The following is a 1,130-nucleotide window of genomic DNA, read 5'->3' as shown; positions in this document are numbered from 1 at the left end:
TTTCCGGTTAAATGCAGCTCAATTTCAGCTTCTGGCTCTTGCTGGTTAGTGATCCCTTCAAGTGAGTGTAAATCTGCAAGTGTTAAAACTCGGCGACCATTTTTACGTAAACCAATACCAGGATCATCAAGATTTGTTCTAGGCATATCAACGCGCATATCAACTGAAGCTCCATACTCCGTTTTTGCATGACGCACTTTAGAGCTGGCAACCGCTAATGGATTTTCAGACATACCATGTTTGCTATGATCCATCGCCATTGCACCGTGACCCATAGCGCTATGATCCATTTCTTTAGAGTTCATACCTGACATGCCAGCCATACCAGCCATTGCAGAATGCTCACCGCCGTGGGTCATATTGCCCATCATATCGGTCATCGTTAACCACTCAACAGGGTCAAGTGCAGGTACTGGCGCATCAATATTAGGCGAGCTTGATAAAGTTCCTTTTGCGTAACCAGAGCGATCCATACTTTGAGCAAAAATCGTATAGGCATCATTTTTAGGCTCAACAATTACGTCGTAGGTTTCACCAGGGCCGAATCTAAATTCATCAACTGTCACAGGTTCAACGTTTTGCCCATCTGCTTGTACAACCGTCAGTTTTAGCTCGGGGATACGCACGTCAAAAAAGCTATTACTAGAGCCATTAATAAACCTTAACCTAAGCTTTTCACCGACTTTAAATAATCCACGCCAGTTTGCCATTGGAGTACTACCGTTCATTAAAAAAGTCATTGCTGATGCAGATAAATCAGCTAAGTCTGTAGGGTTCATTCGCATCTGATTCCACATTTTTCGGCGCTGTAGAGCATTTGAAATACTGCTGCTTGAAACGTCATCGAAAAACTCTGGAACAGTGGGTTGATTGAAGTTAAATACATCACTCTGTACTTTTAATTTACGGAACAGAGCCATAGGGTCATCATCAGTCCAATCAGATAATTGAATAACATGCTCGTTATCTGCACTAATAATATCGTTTTCTCGCGGTTCAATAATTAATGCACCGTACATGCCTGTCATTTCTTGAAAGCCACTATGTGAGTGATACCAATATGTACCGCTTTGTTGCAGTTTAAATTTATAAACAAAGGTTTCGCCCGGCATAATGCCTTTAAAGCTGAT

General features: G+C 41.9%; 1 protein-coding gene. It reads right to left on the bottom strand.

All coding sequences use genetic code 11. The features are described from left to right. The coding region (locus tag GQR47_RS20205) for a copper resistance system multicopper oxidase (RefSeq protein ID WP_165724409.1) at positions 1 to 1,130 on the bottom strand (1,130 nt) is incomplete at both ends.

The organism is Pseudoalteromonas sp. Z1A2 (assembly GCF_011378755.1).
Lineage (GTDB): Bacteria > Pseudomonadota > Gammaproteobacteria > Enterobacterales > Alteromonadaceae > Pseudoalteromonas > Pseudoalteromonas distincta.
Note: the sequence above shows the minus strand (reverse complement) of the source record. Positions and strands in the feature narration are given on the sequence as shown.